The organism is Xanthomonas euvesicatoria pv. euvesicatoria, assembly GCF_020880415.1.
GTDB lineage: Bacteria > Pseudomonadota > Gammaproteobacteria > Xanthomonadales > Xanthomonadaceae > Xanthomonas > Xanthomonas euvesicatoria.
In genome coordinates this window covers 89821-112792 of the sequence record NZ_JAJIUJ010000037.1, presented here as the reverse complement: position 1 = coordinate 112792, position 22972 = coordinate 89821, and the positions used below count along the sequence as shown (strand labels likewise).

Sequence of the window (22972 nt, the reverse complement as noted above, 5' to 3'; positions counted from 1 at the left end):
CGAGATCCACGTTAGGCGCGCCTGCGTGACGGCGGCGTGCGATGCTGCAACACAATGCTTCACCGCTGTTGCCAACGCCATGCGCCACCAGTCGGATGATCGAAAAACAGCGCAATTCTGCTGATCTGCGATACCTGCAGCAGCGATGCCGTGAATCGCGTTAAGCAAAGCAAGCTGATCAGTTCAGTCGCGCCCACCGGCCAATAACGCGCACGTGTTAAATTCAGCTCTATGAAGAACGTGACGCCGATGATCGCAAACCGCATCACCACTGGCAGCACCGGGCTCGACACTATCTTACGAGGTGGGCTGCCCGCCAACCGTTTGTACCTGCTTGAAGGCCAGCCTGGTGCGGGCAAAACGACGCTTGCACTGCAGTTCCTGCTGGATGCTGCGGCCAAGGGCGAGAGTTGCCTGTATGTGACCTTGTCGGAAACCATCGACGAGCTCACTGAAGTGGCTGCTTCGCACCATTGGTCGTTGGAGTCCCTGCATATCTTTGAGCTGGCATCAGCAGAGGCCTTCCTGGGCGAAGGGCGGCAGCAATCCATCCTGCATCCGTGGGAGATGGAGCTCGATGGCACCATCAAGCTCATCCAGGCCGAAGTGGACCGGGTGAAGCCGACGCGGGTGGTGTTCGATTCGTTGTCCGAGTTGCGCCTGCTCGCGCAGGATTCGCTGCGTTATCGGCGCCAGGTGCTGGCGCTCAAGCAGTATTTCGCGCCGCGCAACATCACGGTGTTTCTGGTGGACGATCTCACCGGCGAAAACGGCGAGCGGGACGCGCATTTGCACAGCCTGTGCCACGGGGTGATTTCGCTCGAGCGCACGACGCTGGAGTTCGGTGCGGCGCGGCGCCGCATGCAGGTGCAGAAATTGCGTGGCGTGGATTTCATCGCCGGCTATCACGACCTGGCCATCGTCACCGGCGGCATGCGTATCTATCCACGTTTGATCGCCTCCGACCACCACCGGCCATTTATCGGCGAACCGGTACCAAGCGGCGTGGAGCGCATCGATGCATTGCTGCACGGCGGCCCGTTGCGCGGGACCAGCACGCTGCTGACCGGGCCAGCCGGCTCGGGCAAGACCAATCTGGCCCTGCAGTTCGTGGTTGCCGCGTGCGAGCGCGGCGAGCATTGCTGCGTGCTGGAGTTCGACGAGCGCACCGGCACCTTGTTGAAGCGTGCCGAAGGCCTGAGCATGGATCTGCGCAAATATATGGACGCGGGTCTGCTGGAGCTGCATCAGATGGATCCGGCCGAAGTCACGCCGGGCGAATTCGCCTGGACGGTGCGTGGCAGCGTGGAGGAGCGCGCGTGCCGCATTCTGGTGATCGACAGCCTCAACGGGTATCTGGCGTCGATGCCGCAGGAAAAGCAGCTGATGTTGCAGATGCACGAGCTGTTGTCGTATCTCAACCAGAGCGGGGTGACCACGTTCCTGATCAACCCGCAGCAGGGGCTGGTCGGCAGCATGGCGACCAGTAGCACCCTCAATGTCTCCTACATGGCCGACACCGTCGTCTTGCTGCGCTTTTTCGAGGCGAAAGGACGCATCCGCAAGGCGTTGTCGGTGATCAAGAATCGCAGTGGCGCGCACGAAGATGCGATTCGCGAATTGCGCATCGGCAGCAGCGGTCTTCAACTGAGCGAGCCGCTGGAGAAATTCCACGGCGTGCTGACCGGTACGCCGCAGTTTGTCGGAGACGACGGCCCGTTGCTGGATCGTCCCCTTGAATATCTGTGACGCGGACGGCTCCATCGTCCATATCATCGCGCCGTTCGGCCGCGACGCGCAGAGCATTGCCAGCATCGTTGGCGAACGCGGGCTGACATGCCGGGTCCATGCCACGCTGGACGCGCTGGCAGGCAACCTGCACGATGGCTCCGGCGTGGTGGTACTGACCGAAGAAGCCATCCGTGGCGACCTGCATGCGCTGTCGCACATCCTGCAAGGCCAGCAGGCCTGGTCGGACATTCCGTTCGTGTTGTTGCGTACGCCACGTGGCGCACACAACCGCCGGCAGGTGCGGCTGCCGGCCGACATGACCAACGTCATCGAGTTGGAGCGGCCGCTGAGCTCAGCTTCGTTGCTGAGCGCCATCTCCACCGCGTTGCGCGCACGGCAGAAGCAGTTCGTCATCCGCGACCAGCTGGCGCAGTTGGCCAAAAGCCGCGCTGCGCTGGCGCAGAGCGAGGCCGAACTGCGACGGGTCACCGATGCGCTGCCGGTGCTGATCGCCTTCATCGACAAGAACCTGATCTACCGCTTTGCCAATCGTTCGTACGAAGACTGGATTGGTGTGCCGCCTGCCGATGTGATCGGGAGGCCGCTGGTGGATGTGGTGGGGCCTGCGGTGGTCGAACAGCGCCGCGCCTGGATCGAGGCCGCATTGGCCGGGCAGACATTGACCATCGAGACCAGTTGGCCGCATGCCGATGGCCGGCGCCGCGATGCGGAAATCCGCTACATGCCGCGCTTTGATGCAGATGGCAAGGTGGATGGATTCCATGTGTTCGCCACCGATGTGACCACGCGTGCGCTGGCGCTGGAATCGATCCAGCAACAGGCCAACCTGCTGGAAGCCAAGGTGGCCGAACGGACCGCCGAGTTGCAGCAGCAGATGCTGGCGCGCGAATCCAGCGAAGCGGCACTGCGCCAGGCGCAGAAAATGGAAGCGGTGGGCCAGCTCACCGGCGGCATTGCACACGATTTCAACAACATGCTCACCGGCATCCTGTCTGCGCTGGATCTGGCGCGGCTGCGCATCGACCAGGGGCGCACCGAAGGGCTGGGTCGCTTTCTGGATGTGGCCTCTGCCTCGGCATTGCGCGCAGCTGCGCTCACCCAGCGCCTGCTGGCATTCTCGCGGCGTCAGTCGCTACAGGCGCGGGATCTGCAGTTGAACGATCTGGTGGTGTCGCTGCAGGAGTTGCTGGCGCGCACGTTGGGCGAATCGGTGCGCCTGGAGATCGATCTCTGTGCGGAACTGCCGCAGGCGTACGTTGACGAGAATCAGCTGGAAAGCGCACTGATCAACCTGGCCATCAACGCGCGCGATGCCATGCCCGACGGTGGGCAGCTGCGTATCGCAACCCGGCAGCTGCAGGTGGAAGATCAGCCGCTGGAACTCGGGCGTGGCATCGCCTTGGCGCCGGGGAATTACGTGGTGGTGTCGGTTGCAGACACCGGAACCGGCATGCCCGCCGACGTGCTTGAACGCGTGTTCGAGCCGTTCTACACCACCAAGCCGATCGGCCAGGGCACCGGCCTGGGCATGTCGATGATCTACGGCTTCATGCAGCAGTCCAATGGGCAGGTGTGGGTGGAGTCGCAGCCGGGCGCGGGCACCACCGTCAGCCTGTATCTGCCCGCCGGGGTTGCGGCGCAAACCGCGGTGCCGCAGACGCAGAGCGATGCGGTGCTGGCAGGGCAGGGCCAGCATGTGCTGGTGGTGGAAGATGACGAGCAGGTGCGGCTGCTGGTCACCGAACTGCTCAGCGAGCTGGGTTACCAGGCCGACGTGGTGGCCGACGCGGACGCGGCACTGCCGATTCTTGCCTCGCCACGGCGGATCGACCTGCTGGTCACCGATGTCGGCCTGCCGGGCCTCAACGGACGCCAGTTGGCCGAGATCGCAAGGCAATCGCGGCGCGATCTGCCGGTGATCTTCATGACCGGCTACGCAGAAACGGCACGCGACCGTGGCGAATTTCTCGGCGAAGGCATGAGCATGATCGCCAAGCCATTTACGCTGGGCGAGTTCAGTGGAAAGCTGCACGATGTGCTGGGGCCTTCGGCCTGAGTGCAGATAACGCGATGTAGCGAGCCGGTCGAACGTGGATGATGCAGGGGAGCGGCGTGTACGCGTGCTCGCTTTCGCTCTTGCGTGGCGATCTGTCTGCCTCGCGATTGCCCGGCCTTTTCGGCAGATGCGCTCCAGCTGGCACGCTGGCGCGAGAGGCTGCAATGCGATGACGTGCGTTCTGCCGCAACTGTGCGGCACGATGCGTCGCACTTGAGTGCACGATGCAATGACGCGGAGTGTTTGCGCCAGGTGCCGCGTCTCGCGCGTGAACCGGCTGCTTGGCATTGCGCACGCGCTGTGCAATTGCGCTGCAGTGCAGCCATCGCAATCAAGCCGCATCGCGCAGGATGCGTTGCTCAGCGCGTCCCACGCGCGGATTGCCGCGCGCTGGCCATCGATTCGGCCACCGCGATCTTGTCTGCCACCGCCTTCTGCATCGGCGATCCGGTTTCCAGCAAACCGTGCAGATGCCGCCAGTGCGCAGTGGCGGCGGCGAAGTCCTGCTGCTGAAAATCGCTGATGCCTAGCAACCAGAGTCCACGCTGGTTGTCCGGCTCGCGTGCGATCACTTGCTGCAGGCGTGTGCGCGATGCGGCGTCGATGGCGAAATCGGCGTGCGTGGCCATATCCGCCGCCACCCAGCCCACAATGGCGGCGCTGATGTCGGGAGCGATCTTGAGCACTTGTGCATACGCTTCGCGCGCCTCGGCGGGTCGGTCGTTCTGCTCGAATGTCTTGGCCTGCTGCATGAAGCGATCCAGCGCCTGCGCCTGCGCATTGGCAGGGGTGCTTGCCGCTTGCGCCTGCCCTGCATCCGCAGAGGGTGGTAGCGAGGCGACTTGCGCTGGCTGCGCTGCATACACATGCGTGACGATCGCCTCCGGCGCGCCCACCAGCCGGTACAACCCGGCCGTGGCCAGCGGCAGGCCCAGTCCCAGCAGAATTGCCAAGCGGTAACGCGCACGACCGCTGCCGGTGGGGCGGCGCAGCAGCGGTGCCAGCAACAGCAGCAAGGCCAGCGCCACCAGCACGGCGCTTGCGATATAAAAACCCGCCATCACCATTGGTCCTCCACTTGCGGCGCCACCGGCGTGCCGGCGCGCGCACGGGTGCGCACGGTGTGGATGACCACGCCGGCACCTGCAAGCAACATCAGCGCCGGCCCGAACCACAGCAGCCAGGTGCCGCGTGTGACCGGCGGGTCGTACAGCACGAAATCCGAATAGCGATCGACCATGTACTGCTTGATCTGCGCATCGCTCTTGCCGGCCTGCAGTTGCGCGAACACCTGATGCCGCAAATCGCGCGCCAGGCTCGCGTTGGAATCGGCCAGGTTTTCGTTCTGACATACCAGGCAGCGCAGTTGCGCGGTCAAGCGCTGGTAGCGCGCCTCCTCGCTGCGGTTCTTGAACGGCAGCGGATCCACGGCCTGCGCTGCCAACGAGGGCGCCAGCAGCATGCCAAGCAGCAACACTAGCAACAAACGCACACGGCGGCCTTGCGCGCGCCAATGCCAGCGCCAATGCCACAGTCGTGTGTGACGCGCCGCCATCACGGCGTACCCTTGGGCAGCGCGGCGATGGCCGGAAGCAACTCGTCGTTGATGGCATCCGGGGTCAGCACGCCGATGTGCTTGTAGCGGATCACGCCCTGCGCATCGATCAGGAACGTCTCCGGTGCGCCGTAGACACCGAAGTCGATGGCGGTCTGGCCGGCTTCATCGGCGATCACCACTGCATACGGGTTGCCGAGTCGCGCGAGCCAGGCGATGGCGTCGGCGGGCACGTCCTTGTAGTTGTAGCCGATCAGCGGCACGCCAAGCCGGCTGGCCTGGGCCATCAACACCGGGTGTTCGTGCACGCATTCGGCGCACCAGCTGCCGAACACATTCAACACGTAGGGTTTGCCCAGCAACTGGTCACGACCGACGCGTTGCGCCGGGTGGTCCAGCCGCGGCAACGAGAACGCCGGTGCCGGTTTGCCGATCAACGGCGACGGTACGTCGCGCGGATTGTGCTGCATGGTCCGCAGGATGCCGACGCCGAACAGCGCCGCCAGCAATACGAAGCCCAGCAAGGGCAGCAGACGATTCACGGGTGCGATTCCTGTGCGATGACGAGCGCTGGTTGCGCCGGAGAAGCGGCCAAGGGGTGTGCAGTCACCGGTGCACGAAAGCGGCGTGCGCAGGCGCTGACGAAGCCGCCGAGCATCATCAGCAGGCCACCGGCCCAGATCCAGCGAATGAAGGGCTTGTAGTACAGGCGCAGCGTCCAGTCGTTTTCGATGTGCTCATCGTCCAAGGGCTCGCCCAGCGCCACATACAGGTCGCGGGTGATGCCGGGATCGATGGCCGATTCGGTCTGGATCCGCTCGCTGCTGTACAGGCGTTTTTGCGGATGCAGTTGCGCGACCACCTGGCCGTTGCGGCTGACCTGCACGCTGCCTTGTTCGGCCTTCCAGTTCGGCCCATCCACCAACTGCACGCCATCGAAGCGGAAGCTGTAGCCGGCGACCTGCGCGCTCTGGCCGGGCGACAGCCGTACATCGCGTTCCACCGACAGGCTTTCGGAGACCAGCACGCCGGCAACGAACACCGCCACGCCCGCATGCGCGATCAGCATGCCGGCCATTTCCGCCGGGAAGCGCCGCCCGCGCGGCATGTCGCGCCAGCGTTTGACCACGTACAACGCGGTGCCCGCAGCCACCCATGCGGCCACACCCATGCCGGCGATCGCCTTGGCCTGGCCATCGGCAAACACACTGCCGACCAGGGCGCAGGCAATCGCGGCGATGCCTGCGCGTGTGCCGAGTGCTTTCAACGGTGCGGCTTCGGCCTTGCCCCAGCGCAGGTAGGGGCCGAACGGCAGCAACAGCACCACCGGCAACATCAACAACGGAAACAGCAGGCCGAAGTAGGGCGGCCCGACCGAGACCTTGCCCAGCGCAAACGCGTCGGCGATCAGCGGGAACAAGGTGCCCAGCAACACCATGGCCGCGGCCACGGTGAGCAGTAGGTTGCCGATGAGAATGCCGGTTTCGCGCGAGGCGGCGGCAAAGGGTTTGCCGCTGGCGATCTTGGGCGCGCGCAGTGCATACAACAGCAACGAGCCGCCGACGACGGCAACCAGAAAAATGAGGATGTACAGGCCACGGCGCGGATCGGCCGCAAACGCGTGCACCGAGGTCAGCACGCCCGAGCGCACCAGGAAGGTGCCCAGCAACGAGAGCGAAAACGCCAGGATCGACAGCAGGATGGTCCACGCGCGCAGGCTGCCGCGTTTTTCGGTGACCGCCTGGGAGTGGATCAACGCAGTGCCGACCAGCCAGGGCATGAAACTGGCGTTTTCCACCGGGTCCCAGAACCACCAGCCGCCCCAGCCCAGTTCCGCATAGGCCCACCAGCTGCCGGCGACGATGCCGGCGGTGAGGCAGGCCCAGGCCACATTGGTCCACGGCCGTGCCCAGCGCACCCAGGCCTGTTCCAGTTCGCCGCCGAGCAATGCCGCCACTGCGAATGCGAAGGCTACCGAAAACCCGACATAGCCGGTGTACAACACCGGCGGGTGGAAGGTCATGCCGGGGTCCTGCAACACCGGATTGAGTTCATTGCCATCCAGCGGAATCGGCGACAGCCGCCCGAACGGATTGGAGGTCAGCAGGATGAAGGCCAGAAAGCCCACCGAAATCAGCCCCAGGATCGCCAGCACGCGGGCGGCAAAATGTTGCGGCAGGTGCCGGCTGAAGGCGGCCAGCAGCACCGTCCAGGTGGCGAGGATGGCGATCCACAACAGCAACGAGCCTTCGTGCGCGCCCCACACCGCCGCAACGCGGTAGTACCAGGGCAGGGCAATGTTGGCGTTGGCGGCGACGTAGCCCACCGAAAAATCCAGCGACAACAACGACCAGGCGAGCAGGCCGAACGCCATCCACACGAACACCGCCTGGCCCACCGCCGCAGGCCGCGCGACACCCATCAACGCGGTGTTGCCGCGCCACGCACCGATCAAGGGCACTACACCCTGGGCGAGCGATAACAGCAGTGCCAGGATCAGCGCGATCTGGCCAAGTTCAGGCGTCATGGGCGGATCGCAAGGCGAAACGGAAGGGAAGTCATGAGGTGCGTGGCAGCGACCGGAAGCGCATCAACGCGGCGCGGTCAGCGGCGTGGCGGTGGCGGGGATTGGTTTTCCGGCATGGCCTTCGGCCATGGCGTCCTTCAGCTCTTTCGGCATGTAGGTCTCGTCGTGCTTGGCCAGCACTTCGTTGGCGACGAAGCGCCCGCCCTGCATGCGCCCGTTGGCGATGACCGACTGGTTGTCGCGAAACAGATCCGGAAGAATGCCGGTGTACTCCACCTGGGTGGCCGCGTTTTTATCGATGACGGTGAAGCTGACTTTCAGCGAATCACCTGCACGCTGGATCGAACCGGCCTTGACCATGCCACCGAGCCGGAATTGCTGGTAGCCGGCGGCTTCCCCCGCGCTGACCTGGCTTGGGGTGAACAGGTAGCTCATGTTCCGCTGCAAAGCGAACACGATGAGCGTGACGGCCAACGCGGCGGCGGTGAGTACACAGATCACCCACCACAGACGTTGTCTACGCGTGGCGTTCATGGCGCGTCGCGCTCCAGTGCCGGTGCCGGTTGATCGCGTGCACGACGCGGCACCTGCCGCTGCAACTGGCCGCGCAGTTCACGCGGCAAGCGGCGGCGACGCAGCCAGGGCGCTGCAAGATCGGCCAGCAGCACCAGCACGAATACTGCATAAGCGGTCCACACGTATTGGCCGTAGCCGCCCATCGCCAGGAAAGCGCTCATGCGCTGCGCTCCGTCAACACGATGCGGCGGACCCAGTCCTTGCCGCTTTCAAGCGCCAGCAAATCCACCCGCACGCGGCCGAACAGGCTCGCAACGTAATAGCACTTGGTTGCCAGCATCATGGTCAGCAGCGGCCACAGCATGTCTGCGCTCATCTTGGAGGGGCCGAGCAGGCGCACAGTGGAACCCTGGTGCAGCGTGTTCCACCACACCACCGAGTAATGCACGATGGGCAGATTCACCAGCCCCACCAGTGCGAGCAAGCCGGCGGCGCGCATTGCCTGGCGGCGGTCTTCCACGGCGTAATAGAGGCCCAGCACGCCCAGGTACAAAAACAGCAGCAGCAACTCGGAGGTGAGCCGCGCATCCCAGGTCCACCAGGTGCCCCACATCGGCTTGCCCCACAGCGCGCCGGTGCACAGGGTGATGAAGGTGAAGGCTGCGCCGATCGGTGCCGAGGCCATGGCGACCACTTCGGCCAGCTTGATGCGCCACACCAGCGCAATGAACGCCGAAACGCCCATTGCCGCGTAGATGAAAAGACTCATCCAGGCGCTGGGCACATGGATGAAGATGATGCGGTAGGCATCGTGTTGCTGGTAATCCGGCGGTGCCAGTACCAGGCCGCCGTAGACTGCGACCGCGCCGAGCAGCGCGGCCAGCCCCAGCGCCCACGGGCGCACGCTGCCGGCGACACGATAGAACGTCGGTGGCGAGCTGAGTTGATGCAGCCACAAGGGAATCCACTTGGCCATGCCGGTGCCGTCAGTTGGAGTGTTTGGCGTGAGGCGCCAGCGCCTGCACTGCGGCGCCGGCGTTGACCTGCAACTGCCCGTCGGAAACTTTGCTGGTGCGCTGCATGAGTTCGCGCAACGCCTTGGCATCCATCGACGGTTGCAGCGACAACAACAGCGCGGCCATGCCGCTGACATGTGCGGTGGCCATCGACGAGCCGGAGGTGAAGTCGTAGCGGCCGTTCGGTTGCGTGGTCAGGATGTCCTTGCCGGGCGCGCTGAGCACGCCGGGCATGGCCGGTGTTGCGCTGCTGCTGCGCACGACCAGCACGCCGGGTACGTCATTGGGAAAGCCATCCAGGCGCCCGTTCGGTGGCATTGCCGCCACCACGATGCGGCCCTGTTGCACCAGCTGCTGCAGCATCTTACTCAGCAGCGGATCGGCGGGGCCACCCAGGCTCAGGTTGATCACGCGCGCTGAGCTGTTGTCGATCGCCGCCAGCGCCTTGGCCAGGGTGAAGGTATTGCACCGTGCGGTGGCGCCGACCGTGGGCGCGTACCAGCACGCCTTGTAGATACTCAGCATGGCCTTGGGTGCCATGCCGACGATGCCCTGGTGATTGTTGCTGCCGGCGGCAATGATGCCGGCCACTTCGGTGCCGTGCGGATCGGTGCTGGTCTTCACCGGTGTGTCGTCGACCAGATCGTGCACGTCGCGGATGCGCGCTTTCAGATCGGGGTGGTTGGTGTCCACGCCGGTATCGACGACCGCGATCACCACGCCGCGGCCCTCGGTCACGGTCTGTGCGCTGGCGGCATCGGTGTCGATGAAGCCGCGTTGCATGTCCACGTACGGGTCGTTGTAGCTGGACAGCGCGGTCGTCTTTTCCGACGCATCGGCGGAGAACACCGAAAAATCCTGCACCGGCTGCACCAGCTCCACGCCTTCGTCGTCGGCCAGCGCACTGACCAGTTCATCGCGCGAGACGCCCGGAGGCGGTTGCAGCACAGCGCAATACAGGCCCAGCGAGGTGATCGGCCAGGCCGAGACTTCGCGCAATTTGTAGCGCTGCTTGATGCTGTCCATGCGCGCGGCAGCCTTCTGGCCGGCGCCGTAATAGCTGGATGCGTAGCCGATCAGGCTGGAGCCGGCGCGGGCCGGCGGTGCGGCGAGCGGGTTGGCTACCGCCAGCAGGATGTCGCGGCTGCTGTCGGGCATCTGCGCATCGGCCGGCGGCGGGGCGGTGCCGGCAACATCGGTCGCCGGCTCCTGGAGGGCTGCGGCCGCGTGCGCGTGGGAGGTCGCGCCCAGGCCGGTGAACGCGGCGATCAGGCCAATGGCGAGCAGGCGATTCATGGGGCCGAGACGATCTCCGCCAGCCGGATGCCCGGGGTGGCGCGTAGTTGCTGCACGGTCTGCTGCGGTTGGACCGGGGGCTGCGGTGCGGCAGGCACCACGGTGTAGGCGCCCATGTCGTTGGGGCCGCCGACCACCTGCAACTGCTGCGCATGCAGCAGCCGGTCCCAGTCGGCCACGGTCATCTTTGCGTCCGGCACCACGCGGATGGCGCCCTGCGGCACCGGCAGGGCCACCACGCTGCTGAGCGTGCGGTAGTCGTGCGATGGCGCGGGCGAGGCCAGCTTGACGCCCATCACGCCCAGCCCGATGGCCTGGACCAGCGCCGCGGCGGCCAGGGCGCGTACCGTCCAACTGCCGGAGCGGCGTGCGGCCGGCACGCGCGCAGGTGCGCTGTGCTGCTCCGGTGCATCCAGGCGGCCGAGCAGGCGTTGCAGACCGGCGTTCGGGTCCAGTTGCACTGTCGACGGCAGCGCCAGGGCCTGGCGCAGGCGGTTCTGCTGGGCGAATTCGGCGCTACATGAGGCGCACTTGGCCACGTGCGCGATCAGCCAGGTGTTTTCTTCCTCGGTGGCACTGTTCAGCAGCACCGCCGGCATCAATTCCCAGGCGTGCGAGCATTCCTTGCCAGGCGCGATGAAAAACGTCTTCATTGCATGGTCTCCGTGTAAGGGGCGCCGCCGGCCAGGCCGGGCAGCACATTGCGTAATTTGACCCGGGCGTGGAACAGCCGGGCTTTGATGGTGCCAACCGGGCACTGCATGATGTCGGCCACTTCCTCGAGCTTGTGGCCGACGCCGTAGACCAGTTCGACCACCAGGCGCTGGTCCGGCGACAACCGCTCCATGCCCTTGTCCAGCCAGTCGCGCAGTTCGCGGTCGTCGTTGTCGTCGGCGCTGGGGGCGTGGTCTTCCACCAGGGCGGTGTCGTCGATGGCTTCGCCGTCATGCTGGCGCAGGCATTTGAGTCCGCAGCGGTAGGCGATGCCCATGATCCAGGTGGAGACCTGCGAGTCGCCGCGGAAGTCGCCGGCCTTTTGCCAGGCGATCCAGAAGCAATCGTTGATGGCCTCTTCGATGATGTCCGGGCGGCGGGTCAGCCGCGACAGGAAGCGGCACAGCCGTCCGTGATAGCTGTGGTACATGCTGGCCAGCGCGTCGCGATCGCCCCCGGCCATGCGGCGCAACAGCATGCGGTCGGTGGCATCGCCCAGGGTGTCGGTGTCATTCATCGGTGCAGGCATGGCGGGTAACCCACGTTAGTGCGCGCAGGCAGGCAAAAGGTTGCGTGTGGATCAGAAGGTTCTGGCGACCGTGCCCAGCCACGGCATGTCGCCGGGGCCGCCCTGCATGCGCGGGGTATTGCCGCTGGTCAGGATGCGCTCGGCTTTCAGTGTCCATCCGGCGCGGTTCCACTTCAGGCCCACCTGGCCGTACTGATAGCGGCCCGAGCGCGCTGCACCGTAGGCCATGGCCGGAAAGCGCGACGAACCGGCACCGAGCGACAGGCTGACATCGTTGCGCAGCGGGACGTTGGCGGTGATGTCGAACGCCACGTTCCACGGCGACCGGTCGGCCCGCGGGAAATTGAAGGTGGACAGCGAAAACGTCAGCAGGTCGCGGTAGGACCAGGCCAGGCTGGCTTCCTGGCGGTCGAAGGTGCGCGTGGCGCGGTCGGTCGGGTAGCCGTAGTAGAGCAGGCTGGCCTGCATCTGCCAGCGGTCGTCCAGCATCCAGGCGCGCCCGACCTGGGCGGTGACCGCGACCGGATCACTCCAGGCGGGGGACTGCAGCGCCACCGAGGTGGAAACCGACCAGCCGGGGGCGGGCAGCCAGTAGCCGGCGGCCTGCACGGTGACCTTGTTGGGCGCGATCGAGATACCACGGTCGATCAGGCTGGAGGTCAGCGCCACTGCACCGCCGAAGTCCTTGGCCAGGGCGCTGCCGCAGGAGCCGGCTGCCAGCGCGAGCAGCAGCCACTGCACCAGCGTGCGGTGACTGTGTGGTGGGCGGCGCCCCCGCGGTTGGCCTGGTCGCTGGGCGGATAAGGCCGGTTGCGCTTCGCACCGTGGGTGGCGTGCGGCACTGTCCAACAGTGCGCCCACGCAGAAGATCGCGCGGGCGCAGTGGCGTCGCGGTCGGGAGGGGAGCGGCTTGGAAGCTGGAGCGGTCGGCAATGGCGTGGGCGGGTGTCAAACAGGGACGCGATGGTGCCCCAGGGCGGCGAACGAGACCACCGCGGCGGCGGCGATTGCGTCCGTATACGCGAAGGCACCGCGTCGGGCAACGCGAATCCATCCGGGCCGGCCGGTCGCGGCCGCCTGCAACGCCTGGCTGTGCAGGCGGCCGACGGACAGGCTGCCACGGCTGGCTGCGTTGGCAACCGACGCAGCCACCCTACCGGCCGAGCAAGCGATGCAGGTGGTACCCGCAGGGCAGGCGACCGGGGCCGCGGGCATGCGCGCGCGTTGCGATTGGCGCGCCATGCGTCCGCCCCCTCGGGCGACGACGCGCCATGCCGCAGTGGCCGCGCCTACTTCAAAGTGTTGAGGTAGGCGATCAGTGCGTCGAGCTCCTTCGGGTCGTCCAGGCCGTCGTACTTCATCTTGGTGCCCGGCAGCGCCTTGGACGAGGATTGCGACAGATAGGTCTTGAGCTGGGCCGGAGTCCAGGTCCACTTGCTGTTCTTGAGCGCATCGGAATAACCGCCGAAGTCTGCGACGGTACCGGCAGGGCGGCCTGCCACGCCGAACAGCGACGGACCTTTCTTGTTCTTGCCCGGTTTGACGCTGTGGCATTCACCGCATTCGGTGAGGAAGACGCCGGCGCCGTCGGCAGCGTAGGCCGAGGGCATGGTCAGTGCGCCCGCCAGCATCAGGCCGGCCAACGGGGCGCACAACACGGAGAGTTTGCGTGGTGGGTTCATGTGGATCCGTACAGGTGCGGGAGGGATCAGAAGGCCAGATTGACCGACAGGGTGAAGCTGTCGAGATCGCGCGGATTGGTGATCGGCGGGCCACGGAAGACGTTGGAGGTGCTGCCGTTGAACTTGTCGAAACGGAACCAGCCGGCGGACACGCGCAGGTTGGCCATCGAGGTGTAGGTGCCGTCCTTGCCGAACGGGGTCCAGTACAGCAGGATCAGATTGCTGGTGGTGTCCGGGATACCCACCGGCGAATAGCGCGCCGCATCGAACGAGCCGCTGTTGATCATGTGCGCGGCCAGCACGCCGTAGGTCTGCTTGAAGGCGTAGTTCATGCTGAGGGTCTGATCGCGCACGCTGCCCCGGTCCAGCGCCGGCATGGTGGGGTCGGTCGACATCAGCGGGCTGCCGTATTTGCGACGCTCGTAGATGTTGACGTAGGCCAGCGACAGCACGTGCTCGCGGGTGCCGAGGAACTGGTAGGTCAGGTCGTAGCCCAAATCGGTGAGGTCGTCGCTGGGCCCGGTGCGCAGCGGCTGGCGGCGGGTCGTGAGCGCAGTCAGGCCCACCGAGAAGAACTGGCGCTTCATGTCCTTCATGTAGGCAAGACGCGCATAGCTGGTGTCGCTGAGCTTGCCCGGGTCGCCGTTGACCGGCCAGCCGAGGCGGTCCTGCGCAGACGGCGACAGCGCGCTGTAGCTACCCACTTCGCCGTACCAATTGCGGTCGTACAGGCCGTAGACGCTGGCACCGATGACGCGGTTGGACAGCGCCGAGGAGCTGAGCATGGTGGAGGCGCCGCCATTGGAGGCAGGGGTAAGCGTGGAGGCGTTCGGCAACACGTGCACCGGGTCGGAAATGCCCGGGTTGTTGTTGATGCTGACACCGATCATGGTGTCCTTGCCCGCCATCTGGAACGGCTTGCTGACAAAGCGCAGATCGACATCGTCCAGGCGCGTATCGAAGGTCGCATTGCCGCTGTTGTTGGAGCGGATCTTCGAGTAACCACCGATGTTGTCGTTGAGGCGGCCGCCCAGATACAGATCGGCTTCGCGCAGGCGCGAGGTGCTGTCGCCGCGGCTGGGGTTGTTGCGCGACCAGGTGAGCTGGCCGGACACCGGGATCTTGGTGCCCTCGCCATCGGTATCGGTAAAACCGCCGAGCTTGAAGCGCATACCGTAGGGCGTGAGCGAGGGACCATAGGAACCGACATGGCAATCGGCGCAGGACGAGCCGGTCTGGCGCGCGAACGAGGGAATCGCCTGTGCCTGCGTACTGGCCAGTAGCAACAAGGGGCCGGACACGCACAACAAGGACGTCAGGGAGGCGGTACGCGCGGCAGTGCGACGCGGAGCGGGCTGGGGCATGGGCATGGAAAGTCCTTGTTCGACGGTGCGGGAGGCAGCGGTGCGGGAACGGGCGAGGAAACGAATGACAGACGGCGGGGTGCGGCGGCTCATGCGCGCTTGCCCGGCAACACGCGGCGCAACAGGCCGTCGCGCAATACCAGGTGATGCCAGAGCGCGGCGCCGATATGCAGCAGCACCAGCGCCAGCAGCGCCCAGGCTGCGTTCAAGTGCCAGGTGCCCAGGGTGTCGCCGAGGTCGCCGTCCGGCGCGACCAACGCGGGCAAGGGGATGCCGAAGAAATACACCTGCTTGCCGTAGGCGCTGCTCAGCGACCAGCCCAGCAATGGCAGCGCGAGCATCAGGCCGTACATCGCCACATGCGTGGCACCGGCGGCCAGGCGCATCGGCAGGGATGCGGGTGGACCGGGCGGCAATCTGCGCAACCGCAGGCGCAACCCGATGCGCAACGCAAACAGCACCAGGACCAGCAAGCCAAAGTGGCGGTGGCCTTCCAGCAGCCACTGACGCAGTGCGCGGCCATCCAGCTCGGCACGCAGCAGGATCAGCGTGGCCGCCATGGCCAGGCACAGCACGGTGAGCCAGTGCAGCACGCGCATCGCCTTGGGCAAGGGCAGCACGCGCGCAGCTGTGGGCGCCTGTTCTGGCAGGGGCGCGGTGTCTGTGCCGTTGACGGGAGCGCTGGCGGGCGCAGGGGGGGAGGAGCGCATCTGATCTGTCTTCCGGTGGTGGTCGTTGGTTCCGGCTGCGCGCTGCGCGGCCAGGCCTGGCTCCCCACGCCGGCCGAACGGCGGCCAGGTGAACGTGCACCGATGGGTGCGGCGATGTCGGAAAAAGGTTGCGTCGCCGTGGCACCTGGTTTGCACGTGCTGCACACCGAAGCGCTGCGACGCGGTCGGCTGCGCTTGCGCGTACAGCGCTTCGCATGGCCCCGAGCGCGCGCAACCTTTCGCGCAACCCGACGCACTCAGGCATGTCGCACTACGTGCAGTCAGCGGTTACGCCTCTCCGATCATGGCTATCGAACGCATCCAGTTGCATACCCACGGTGACGATCGCGGGCTGCTCATTTCATTGGAGCAGCAGCGCAATGTTCCGTTCGAGATCCGCCGTGTGTATTACCTGTTCGGCACGCGCCACGACGTGCACCGCGGCCAGCATGCGCACCGCCAGCTCAATCAATTCGCCGTGGCCTTGCACGGCTCGGTGACGATTCTGCTCGACGAAGGCAACGGCAGTGGTCCTAGCGAAGTGGTGCTGGACGATCCGTCGCAAGGCCTGCTGCTCGGCCGCATGGTGTGGCGCGACCTGTACCGCTTCAGTGCCGACTGCGTGCTGATGGTGCTGGCCGACCAGTTTTACGACCCTGGCGATTACATCCTGGATTACGACCAGTTCGTAAGCGAAGTGCGCACTGGCCAAGAACCAGGGCACTCAAGCACGAGCTTCATTCCCAGCATCAATGCTCTGCTCGAAGTGCAATCGTAAAATGGTGGAATTGAGAGATGTGCCTTTCCTGGATTTGCGTGCAGTCAATGCGCGCTATGCGGATGAACTCAAACTCGCAGCGGCACGCGTGATCGATGCCGGCTGGTATGTGCTCGGTCAAGAGCTGGCCGCGTTCGAAGCCGAATTCGCCAGTTATTGCGGCAGCACGCATGCAGTCGGCGTGGGCAATGGGCTGGATGCGTTGGCGTTGATCCTGCGCGGCTATCGTGAGCTGGGGGTCTTGCGCGAAGGTGACGAAATCATCGTGCCGGCCAACACCTTCATCGCGACATTCCTGGCGATCAGCCAGAACCATCTGGTGCTGGTGCCGGTCGAGCCGGACCCGGTCACTTTCAACATCGATCCGGCAAGGGTGGAGAAGGCGATCGGGCCACGCACGCGCGCCATCATGGCAGTGCACCTGTATGGCCAATTGGCCCAGATGCAGGCTCTGCAGACCCTGGCCCATCGCTACGGCCTGCTGCTGATCGAGGATGCCGCGCAAGCGCACGGGGCACGCGCACAGGGGCGGCGCGCCGGTGCCTTCGGCGATGCGGCGGCCTTCAGTTTCTTCCCGACCAAGAACCTGGGTGCACTGGGCGATGGCGGCGCAGTCACGACGTCGGATGTACGTCTGGCCGAGTGCATTCGCGCGCTGCGCAACTATGGCTCGGAAGTGAAGTATCACCATCTCTGCCAGGGGGTGAACTCGCGTCTGGATGAAATGCAGGCTGCTTTCCTGCGCGTCAAGCTGGGCTATCTGGAGGACGAAATCGCGCTGCGGCGTGCAGTGGCACAGCGGTATCTGCACGGCATCTGCAACCCGCTGATCGTGCTGCCCGCGCCGGTGGCAGAGCAGCAGCACGTCTGGCATCTGTTCGTGGTACGCAGCCCGCAGCGCGATGCCTTGCAGGCACATCTGTTGCGGCAGGGCATCCACACGCAGATTCATTATCCGGTGCCGCCGCATCGGCAGCCGGCATACGCCACCCTGGGCGAGGCGTGCCTGCCGCTGAGCGAACAGCTGCATCGGGAAGTACTGAGCCTGCCGATGGGGCCGGCGCTGGACGATGCAGCAGTTGCGCACGTGATCGCGGCCTGTCAATCGTTCGGCAGCAACACATGAATCTCGTGCGCAGCAGCGCCTACACCGGCGTTGCGACGCTGGCCAAGCTGCTGGCGGCATTGGTGGTGGTCAAGCTGGTCGCCGTCTACGCCGGGCCGCAGGGCGTGGGCCGGCTTGGCCAGTTCCTCAACCTGATGTCGGTGCTGGCGGTATTGGCCGGTGGCGGCATCAGTGCCGGCATCGTCAAGCATGTAGCGCAGTACCGCGACGATGCGCCCGAGTTGGCGCGCTTGCTGAGTGCGGCGCTCTTATACGCATTCTGCGCGGCCTGCGTGATCGCGCTGCTGGCCATAGCCTTCAGCGGAGCCATTGCCGAGCGCTTGCTGGGCGATGCGAGCTACCGTCCGCTGATCTGCGTGTTGGCAATCGCGCAGCTGGGAATCGCATTGCTCAACTACATACTGGCGCTGATCAACGGCTTCATGGACGTGCGGCGGCTCGCCTTCGTGCAAGTGACAGGCGCCGTGCTGAGCGTTGCCTTGGTGGCGTGGCTTTCCAGCCAAGTGCAACTATACGGGGCGCTGCTGGCGCTGGTCCTGGGTCAGGTACTGTGGCTGCTGGCTGCGGTTCCGGCACTGCGGCGTAGCCCCTATTTTCAGCCTGCCATGTGGCGGATGCGCTTCGATGCGGAGATGACCCGTCGGCTGGCGGCATTTTCGCTGATGACGCTCACCTCGACACTGGTGCCGCAGCTGGCGACCATCCTGGTGCGCGATCATCTGGCGCTGCAATTCGGCTGGGGGCAAGTGGGCTACTGGCAGGCGGTGAGCCGGGTCTCCGATGCCTATCTGCTGTTCTTCACCACCGCCATCAACGTGTACTACCTGCCCAAATTGGCGTCGCTGCAAGGCGCTGCGGGGCTGGGCAGCGAGCTGCGCAGTGCATATCGCTATGTCATGCCGGCGGTGATCGTGGCGGCGCTGGGCGTGTATGTATGCCGCGATTGGGCGACCCGGCTGCTGTTTGATCCCCAATTCGCCGCGGCGGCGCCCTTGTACGGCCCGCAGCTGCTGGGCGATGTGATCAAGATCGCGGCGTTCGTGCTGTCGTATGTGATGGTGGCCAAGGCGATGACGCGGCTGTTCGTGATTTCCGAATGCGTGTTTGCAGCGAGCTATCTGGCGCTGGTGTACGTGTTCACCGCGCAGTTCGGGCTGATCGGCGCGATGTACGCGTTTGCAGCAAACTACGTGCTGTATCTGTTGTTCAACATCGTGGTGGTGCGGCGCTACCTGGAGCGGGCGGCATGAACGATCAGGCACCTGTATCGGCACGTGCACGCTGGCCGTTGGTGTCGGTACTGATTCCGGCGTTCAACCATGAGCATTTCGTGCAGCGCTGCCTGGACAGCGTCCTGGAAGATCCGTATCCATGCAAGGAAATCGTGATCATCGACGATGGCTCCAGCGATGCCACCGGCGAAAAGATCAGTCAATGGATCAGCGATCATGGGCATCGGCTACCGGTGCACTTCGTGCAACGCGAGAATCGGGGAGTGTCCGCGACGCTGAACGAGGCGGCACGGACAGCACGAGGTGAATACATGCGTATCGTTGCAAGTGACGACTACATGATGCCTTGGGGGATTCAAGCACAGGTTGAGTTCCTGGAAAAAAATCCCGGGAAAGCCGCGGTCATAGGTGATGCTTGCGTTGTAGATAGAGTAGGTAGGTTGATTTGCGAGAGTGCAATGTGTGATCTTCATCGCGCCAACAAAGCTCGATACGGAACAGACGTTGGAATTCGCCGCGCCGTGATTAGTAAGTGGGCCGTCAGTGGTGCGGTTATGATGCTTAGGCACAATGCTTTTGATGAAGGTATGAGGTGGGATGAGTCACTCAGGGTCGAGGATTGGGATCTCTTTATCAGGCTGGTTTCTGGTAATTATCTAGCATTCATAGATGTAACTGTTTCTGCCTATCGCTTGCACGGTACCAATGTAAGCAAGACGCGGAATCTGGAAAAAAGAATTGATAACTTGAGTGAATTTGCATCTGTTGCGGAGCGCGGCGCTAAGTATTTTTTGGGCGCGGAATTTTGGTTGTTGCGTGCGCAGCACAGTCTTATAAGAGCGAAAGTTTCTTTCTTGAAATCAAACTGGTTAGGGGTTTTTTGGCATCTGGCGGTATACATAATGCGGCGCTTGATTGCGGTTTTAACGGACAAGTCATGGATTGCAAGGTGAGTCTGTCAATTGTTTTTTTTCTACGAAGACCGTCGACATACTTGATTCCAGCGATTTTTATTAGCTGTGGAGTCACATTTGTGACCTACGAGTTACCGAGTGGTTATCGCGCGGGACTCGTTTTGCTGATTGCGGCAGCTGGTGGGATAGTATGTTTGGATCTACTGGTTGGCCCAAAGCTTCCTTGGTCGGAACGCTTTCGCCACTACCGTTACGCCGGTACCCGCGATGCATTCCTGGCGATGGTACTGGCCGCGGCGGTGACGGTGTTCTGCATCGCCGACCTGGTGCTGTTTCCGATTCCGTTGTTCAGCGATCCAGCGTCGTACGCCACCTTGAGCCCGTTGCGTGCGCATGTGCGGCACATCTCCAATATGTGCTGGATCCTGCCGCCGATCGCCCTGTTGTGCGTACGCCATCGTGGGCTGCGTGCGGCGATGGTGACGTTGGGATTCGTGTTTCCGATCGTGGTGATCGATCGCAACCGCATCTTCGCTGGCCTGTTTTCGTTCGTGCTGGTGATGCTGCTGCGGCGCGATCCGGCGCGTCGGCTGCCGTGGAAGACCATTGGCCTGCTCGTGCTGGCCGGCGGTGGCGTGTTTTCGATCCTTGGCGCGTTGCGCTCCGGTTCCCTGGCCACCGTGGCGTTGCCGTTCAGCGCGTTCTACCGTGCCATGCCGCAGGGCGTGCAATGGTTGCTGCTCTACATCAGCGCAGGGCCGTATAACTTCGGTGCGATGCTGGCAAAGGGCTACCTCAACGCCAGCTTCCTGATCAATCAACTGGTGCCGTTCAGTGGTTCGATTTCCACCGCCGGGACCAGCATTCCGCTGGATGCGCCCAACATCAATGTAGGTACCGAGTTCTTTCCGTTCTTGATGGCGTGGGGCGCTGCCGGTGCCTTGCTTGCAATGTTGGCCCTGTACGCCGGGCTGGTCTGGAGCGTGCGCCGCCTCAATGGCTCGCTGTCGATCTTCCATGTGCTGATCTTCCTGCGTATGGCCTACGCCTGCCTGATGTCGCCCTTCGCGCCACAGGCGTTCACATGGACCAACTTCGGCTTTATCGCGCTGTGCCTGGTGCTGCATGCCTGCACGGTGCTGCTGCCCAACCGCCTGTCCGCACATCCGTCTGCCGCGTGAGCGGGCAGCACGTCATTATTCGCCCCGTTGCAGAGCCACGCCCATGAATCAACACGACGAAATCTATCTGATCGACCTGTGGCGCATCCTGCGCCGGGAATGGCGCTGGGCAGTGGTAGCGCTGGTGGTGGTGCTGGGCCTGACCTTCGCCTTCACCCGCCTGGCCAAACCGCAATGGGAGGCAACCGCGTGGATCCAGGTTGGCGAAATCGGCCCGACTCCTGCTGGCCGCGACCCCAAGGTCGAACCGTTTCAGCGCGTGATCGATCGCATGAAAACGCGGCTGTTTCAGGATGCGGTGTTGCGTCAGGCGCAGGTGCCGCTCGATAGCCGCGCCGCGCAGCTGTATCGCGGCAGCCTGAAGCCGGACCCCGACCCTTACGCCAATCTGATCGGTGTGACCATCCGGGCTGAATCGGCGCAGCAGGCGCGCACGCTGGCCACGGCCACCGTGACGCAACTGCAGATACTGAACGGTGACACCAATGCAGCTGCGCTCGATCTTGCGCGCGCCCGCCTGCAGGGCTTGAGCGAGGATCTGCGCGCGGCCACCAGCCATCGCGAGCAGCTGCAGCGGCAATTGCAGGCCGGGCAGGGAGGGGCTTCCGCCACGCCGACACAGGTGCTGGCGGGCGTGTTGCTCACCGACAGCAACACCACGATTCGCGCCTTGAAGACCGAGCGCGACGACCTCGTCGCCCGGCTCACCGCGCGCTACACCTACCAGACCTCGCTGGCGTGGCCGCTGTACGTGCCCGACCGCCAGGCGTATCCAAATGCGATCACCGTCTGGGCGGCCGGCCTGCTGGCCGGCGCAGGGCTGGGCGTGCTGGCCGCGGTGCTGCGCAATGCGGTGCGTCGTCGTGCGCGGACTCCTGCACACGCTGGTGTGTGACGCTGCAGTGGTGCCTCGGCGCAATCTGGGGAATGCGTTCTCGCATGCAGCAGGCGCCGGGTGATACGCGAGCGAAAGCGAGACCGTGCATCGCGTGCGGCGCGTTTGGCCAATGCATGCATCTTGGGTGTGATTGCCTGTGCCAGCTCGGCCACCATCCAGTGCGCTGCAACCAAACCGGCAACATCGCGCACTCACGGGTCTATCAAGCGATGCCGCATTGGTGGCGTTGCGACCGGAGAGTGTGTGGTGAAAACAATAGGACGGGTGTGGGAGGCTGCGCATGTCGTCACTCAGTGAGCATGCGGCGCGGGGCGGCACTGTCGCGCCGGAGCAACTGCTGGAAACGCAACGTGCTTTCGACAGCGTTGCTCCCGACTACGATGGTCCCCGCGGCAACAACGCGCTGATCCAGCGCATGCGCACCACGCTGTGGGACACCGTAGCGAGCGAGTTGCCGGTGGGGTCGCGGCTGGTCGATCTGGGCTGCGGTACCGGCCTGGATGCTGGCGAATTCGCGCGCCGCGGATATTCCGTGCTGGCCACCGACTGGTCGCCGGCCATGGTCGAGCGCACCCGCCATCGCGCTGCCACGCACGGCCTGCAAGAACGCCTCACCACCGCGCATGTCGGCATCCAGCAACTCGATCGGCTGGAAGGCAGCTTCGATGGCATGTACTCCAACTTCGGCCCGCTCAATTGCGCGCCCGATCTGCCGGCCGTTGCCGCACAGTGCGCGCGCCTGCTGCGCCCGGACGGCTGCTTGGTGTTTTCGGTGATCGGGCGGATCTGCCCGTGGGAAATTGGCCATTACGCCTTGCGTGGGCGCCTCAGGCGCGCGGCGGTGCGTGCCGCCAAAGGCGCAATTGCGGTGGGCATGAATGGGCACACCATCTGGACCTGGTACCACCTGCCGCGCGAGTTCTACCGTGCATTCGAAACGCACTTCGCCCTGGACAGCTACCGCGCCTTGAGCCTGTTCCTGCCGCCGCCGTATCTGGTGGAGTTTTGCGAACGCAATCCACGCCTGTCCGAGCGCCTGGGGCGCTGCGACGACCGGTGGGGCGGGCTGCCGCTGCTGCGCGACATGGGCGATCACTTTCTGATCGTGATGCGCAAGCGCTGAGTG

The 22972-nt window shown here is 64.7% G+C and carries 24 protein-coding genes; 9 read left to right on the top strand and 15 right to left on the bottom strand.

What is annotated here, in order from left to right:
* Positions 1-59 precede the first annotated feature (59 nt).
* Complete coding sequence (locus LN450_RS05885) at positions 60-266, bottom strand: hypothetical protein (RefSeq protein WP_033478913.1); 207 nt, start codon at positions 264-266, stop codon at positions 60-62.
* Between LN450_RS05885 and LN450_RS05880 the strand changes: the two genes are divergently transcribed.
* Positions 232-1749, top strand: a complete 1518-nt coding sequence (locus LN450_RS05880) for an ATPase domain-containing protein (protein WP_039417102.1) — start codon at positions 232-234, stop codon at positions 1747-1749. The genes LN450_RS05885 and LN450_RS05880 overlap by 35 nt on opposite strands.
* Positions 1736-3808 carry a PAS domain-containing sensor histidine kinase gene (locus tag LN450_RS05875; RefSeq protein WP_011347061.1) on the top strand — a complete coding sequence of 691 codons (2073 nt, stop codon included), beginning with the start codon at positions 1736-1738 and terminating at the stop codon, positions 3806-3808. Before LN450_RS05880 ends, LN450_RS05875 begins: the two co-directional genes overlap by 14 nt.
* Positions 3809-4167: 359 nt before the next feature.
* On the opposite strand, the gene LN450_RS05870 is transcribed toward LN450_RS05875, so the two are convergent.
* The 14 genes from LN450_RS05870 to LN450_RS05805 all read right to left on the bottom strand — a co-directional run bounded on the left by LN450_RS05870 (position 4168) and on the right by LN450_RS05805 (position 15717).
* Entirely contained in the window at positions 4168-4875 is a 708-nt protein-coding gene (locus LN450_RS05870; protein ID WP_011347062.1) for a tetratricopeptide repeat protein, read from the bottom strand.
* On the bottom strand, positions 4869-5366 hold the full coding sequence (locus LN450_RS05865; protein WP_033478914.1) for a cytochrome c-type biogenesis protein: 498 nt from the start codon (positions 5364-5366) through the stop codon (positions 4869-4871). The genes LN450_RS05870 and LN450_RS05865 overlap by 7 nt, the downstream gene beginning before the upstream one ends.
* Positions 5363-5905 (bottom strand): DsbE family thiol:disulfide interchange protein, encoded by a 543-nt coding sequence (locus tag LN450_RS05860; RefSeq protein WP_008574944.1) that lies wholly within the window; start codon positions 5903-5905, stop codon positions 5363-5365. The genes LN450_RS05865 and LN450_RS05860 overlap by 4 nt, the downstream gene beginning before the upstream one ends.
* Positions 5902-7890: a heme lyase CcmF/NrfE family subunit gene (locus LN450_RS05855; protein WP_011347064.1), complete on the bottom strand. Its 1989-nt coding sequence runs from the start codon at positions 7888-7890 to the stop codon at positions 5902-5904. The genes LN450_RS05860 and LN450_RS05855 overlap by 4 nt, the downstream gene beginning before the upstream one ends.
* 63 nt (positions 7891-7953) lie before the next feature.
* On the bottom strand, positions 7954-8424 hold the full coding sequence (gene ccmE / locus LN450_RS05850; RefSeq protein ID WP_011347065.1) for a cytochrome c maturation protein CcmE: 471 nt from the start codon (positions 8422-8424) through the stop codon (positions 7954-7956).
* Entirely contained in the window at positions 8421-8627 is a 207-nt protein-coding gene (gene ccmD / locus LN450_RS05845; protein ID WP_008574947.1) for a heme exporter protein CcmD, read from the bottom strand. Before ccmD ends, ccmE begins: the two co-directional genes overlap by 4 nt.
* Positions 8624-9382 carry a heme ABC transporter permease CcmC gene (ccmC, locus tag LN450_RS05840; RefSeq protein ID WP_011347066.1) on the bottom strand — a complete coding sequence of 253 codons (759 nt, stop codon included), beginning with the start codon at positions 9380-9382 and terminating at the stop codon, positions 8624-8626. Before ccmC ends, ccmD begins: the two co-directional genes overlap by 4 nt.
* 10 nt (positions 9383-9392) lie before the next feature.
* Positions 9393-10718: a S8 family peptidase gene (locus LN450_RS05835; protein ID WP_039417105.1), complete on the bottom strand. Its 1326-nt coding sequence runs from the start codon at positions 10716-10718 to the stop codon at positions 9393-9395.
* Positions 10715-11371 (bottom strand): zf-HC2 domain-containing protein, encoded by a 657-nt coding sequence (locus LN450_RS05830; RefSeq protein ID WP_011347068.1) that lies wholly within the window; start codon positions 11369-11371, stop codon positions 10715-10717. The genes LN450_RS05835 and LN450_RS05830 overlap by 4 nt, the downstream gene beginning before the upstream one ends.
* Positions 11368-11961: a sigma-70 family RNA polymerase sigma factor gene (locus LN450_RS05825; protein ID WP_007964109.1), complete on the bottom strand. Its 594-nt coding sequence runs from the start codon at positions 11959-11961 to the stop codon at positions 11368-11370. Before LN450_RS05825 ends, LN450_RS05830 begins: the two co-directional genes overlap by 4 nt.
* A gap of 51 nt (positions 11962-12012) precedes the next feature.
* Positions 12013-12822 (bottom strand): TorF family putative porin, encoded by an 810-nt coding sequence (locus LN450_RS05820; RefSeq protein ID WP_011347069.1) that lies wholly within the window; start codon positions 12820-12822, stop codon positions 12013-12015.
* 428 nt (positions 12823-13250) lie between these two features.
* Positions 13251-13643 carry a c-type cytochrome gene (locus tag LN450_RS05815; protein ID WP_011347070.1) on the bottom strand — a complete coding sequence of 131 codons (393 nt, stop codon included), beginning with the start codon at positions 13641-13643 and terminating at the stop codon, positions 13251-13253.
* Between the two features lie 26 nt (positions 13644-13669).
* On the bottom strand, positions 13670-15013 hold the full coding sequence (locus LN450_RS05810) for a hypothetical protein (RefSeq protein ID WP_011347071.1): 1344 nt from the start codon (positions 15011-15013) through the stop codon (positions 13670-13672).
* Positions 15014-15096: 83 nt separating this feature from the next.
* Positions 15097-15717 (bottom strand): cytochrome b, encoded by a 621-nt coding sequence (locus tag LN450_RS05805; RefSeq protein ID WP_011347072.1) that lies wholly within the window; start codon positions 15715-15717, stop codon positions 15097-15099.
* Positions 15718-16021: 304 nt separating this feature from the next.
* On the opposite strand from LN450_RS05805, the gene LN450_RS05800 reads away from it, so the two are divergent.
* The 7 genes from LN450_RS05800 to LN450_RS05770 all read left to right on the top strand — a co-directional run bounded on the left by LN450_RS05800 (position 16022) and on the right by LN450_RS05770 (position 22969).
* Complete coding sequence (locus LN450_RS05800) at positions 16022-16495, top strand: sugar 3,4-ketoisomerase (RefSeq protein WP_011347073.1); 474 nt, start codon at positions 16022-16024, stop codon at positions 16493-16495.
* Between the two features lies 1 nt (position 16496).
* Entirely contained in the window at positions 16497-17621 is a 1125-nt protein-coding gene (locus tag LN450_RS05795; protein ID WP_039417108.1) for a DegT/DnrJ/EryC1/StrS family aminotransferase, read from the top strand.
* Entirely contained in the window at positions 17618-18871 is a 1254-nt protein-coding gene (locus LN450_RS05790) for an O-antigen translocase (protein WP_011347075.1), read from the top strand. The genes LN450_RS05795 and LN450_RS05790 overlap by 4 nt, the downstream gene beginning before the upstream one ends.
* Positions 18868-19806, top strand: a complete 939-nt coding sequence (locus LN450_RS05785; protein ID WP_011347076.1) for a glycosyltransferase family 2 protein — start codon at positions 18868-18870, stop codon at positions 19804-19806. The genes LN450_RS05790 and LN450_RS05785 overlap by 4 nt, the downstream gene beginning before the upstream one ends.
* A gap of 8 nt (positions 19807-19814) precedes the next feature.
* Positions 19815-20948 carry a hypothetical protein gene (locus LN450_RS05780; RefSeq protein ID WP_162013003.1) on the top strand — a complete coding sequence of 378 codons (1134 nt, stop codon included), beginning with the start codon at positions 19815-19817 and terminating at the stop codon, positions 20946-20948.
* A 43-nt stretch (positions 20949-20991) separates the two neighbouring features.
* The gene (locus tag LN450_RS05775; RefSeq protein WP_011347078.1) at positions 20992-21843 is read left to right on the top strand and encodes a Wzz/FepE/Etk N-terminal domain-containing protein; all 852 of its coding nucleotides are present in this window, start codon (positions 20992-20994) and stop codon (positions 21841-21843) included.
* Between the two features lie 283 nt (positions 21844-22126).
* Positions 22127-22969 (top strand): class I SAM-dependent methyltransferase, encoded by an 843-nt coding sequence (locus LN450_RS05770; protein ID WP_011347079.1) that lies wholly within the window; start codon positions 22127-22129, stop codon positions 22967-22969.
* Positions 22970-22972 lie beyond the last annotated feature (3 nt).

What these genes read in the sequence shown, in the direction of transcription:
- LN450_RS05880 (WP_039417102.1), top strand. Translation starts at nt 232, where the DNA reads ATGAAGAACGTGACGCCGATGATCGCAAACCGCATCACCACTGGCAGC.
- LN450_RS05885 (WP_033478913.1), bottom strand. Translation starts at nt 266, where the DNA reads ATGCGGTTTGCGATCATCGGCGTCACGTTCTTCATAGAGCTGAATTTA.
- LN450_RS05870 (WP_011347062.1), bottom strand. Translation starts at nt 4,875, where the DNA reads ATGGTGATGGCGGGTTTTTATATCGCAAGCGCCGTGCTGGTGGCGCTG.
- LN450_RS05855 (WP_011347064.1), bottom strand. Translation starts at nt 7,890, where the DNA reads ATGACGCCTGAACTTGGCCAGATCGCGCTGATCCTGGCACTGCTGTTA.
- ccmE (WP_011347065.1), bottom strand. Translation starts at nt 8,424, where the DNA reads ATGAACGCCACGCGTAGACAACGTCTGTGGTGGGTGATCTGTGTACTC.
- ccmD (WP_008574947.1), bottom strand. Translation starts at nt 8,627, where the DNA reads ATGAGCGCTTTCCTGGCGATGGGCGGCTACGGCCAATACGTGTGGACC.
- ccmC (WP_011347066.1), bottom strand. Translation starts at nt 9,382, where the DNA reads ATGGCCAAGTGGATTCCCTTGTGGCTGCATCAACTCAGCTCGCCACCG.
- LN450_RS05835 (WP_039417105.1), bottom strand. Translation starts at nt 10,718, where the DNA reads ATGAATCGCCTGCTCGCCATTGGCCTGATCGCCGCGTTCACCGGCCTG.
- LN450_RS05830 (WP_011347068.1), bottom strand. Translation starts at nt 11,371, where the DNA reads ATGAAGACGTTTTTCATCGCGCCTGGCAAGGAATGCTCGCACGCCTGG.
- LN450_RS05825 (WP_007964109.1), bottom strand. Translation starts at nt 11,961, where the DNA reads ATGCCTGCACCGATGAATGACACCGACACCCTGGGCGATGCCACCGAC.
- LN450_RS05815 (WP_011347070.1), bottom strand. Translation starts at nt 13,643, where the DNA reads ATGAACCCACCACGCAAACTCTCCGTGTTGTGCGCCCCGTTGGCCGGC.
- LN450_RS05810 (WP_011347071.1), bottom strand. Translation starts at nt 15,013, where the DNA reads ATGCCCATGCCCCAGCCCGCTCCGCGTCGCACTGCCGCGCGTACCGCC.
- LN450_RS05805 (WP_011347072.1), bottom strand. Translation starts at nt 15,717, where the DNA reads ATGCGCTCCTCCCCCCCTGCGCCCGCCAGCGCTCCCGTCAACGGCACA.
- LN450_RS05800 (WP_011347073.1), top strand. Translation starts at nt 16,022, where the DNA reads ATGGCTATCGAACGCATCCAGTTGCATACCCACGGTGACGATCGCGGG.
- LN450_RS05795 (WP_039417108.1), top strand. Translation starts at nt 16,497, where the DNA reads ATGGTGGAATTGAGAGATGTGCCTTTCCTGGATTTGCGTGCAGTCAAT.
- LN450_RS05790 (WP_011347075.1), top strand. Translation starts at nt 17,618, where the DNA reads ATGAATCTCGTGCGCAGCAGCGCCTACACCGGCGTTGCGACGCTGGCC.
- LN450_RS05785 (WP_011347076.1), top strand. Translation starts at nt 18,868, where the DNA reads ATGAACGATCAGGCACCTGTATCGGCACGTGCACGCTGGCCGTTGGTG.
- LN450_RS05775 (WP_011347078.1), top strand. Translation starts at nt 20,992, where the DNA reads ATGAATCAACACGACGAAATCTATCTGATCGACCTGTGGCGCATCCTG.
- LN450_RS05770 (WP_011347079.1), top strand. Translation starts at nt 22,127, where the DNA reads ATGTCGTCACTCAGTGAGCATGCGGCGCGGGGCGGCACTGTCGCGCCG.